General features: G+C 69.9%; 1 protein-coding gene. It reads left to right on the forward strand.

The window, feature by feature from the left end; all coding sequences use genetic code 11:
* On the forward strand, positions 1-204 hold a 204-nt coding region (locus SB658_RS28265; protein ID WP_410603937.1), incomplete at its 5' end, for a hypothetical protein.
* Between the last annotated feature and the right edge of the window lie 25 nt (positions 205-229).

Raw genomic sequence — 229 nt, forward strand, 5'->3', positions numbered from 1 at the left:
GGCAGCATTGAGCTTGGTACCGGCCGCTACGCCGTGTTCGTGGTCGACAAGGTCACCCCGGGCGAGCTGTCGCAGCTGCAGCCGGGCCAGGCCGAAAGCCTGCAGGCGCAGCTGGCCGGCACGCAGGGCGAGGCCGCCCAGCGCGCCTGGATCGAGTCGCTGCGCAAGCAGTTCAAGGTCACGATCCGCGAAGCCCAGCTGTAAGGCGGGCTATGGCCGTCCCGGCGAT

Source organism: Bacillus sp. SIMBA_008 (assembly GCF_046535495.1).
Classification (GTDB): domain Bacteria; phylum Bacillota; class Bacilli; order Bacillales; family Bacillaceae; genus Bacillus; species Bacillus subtilis.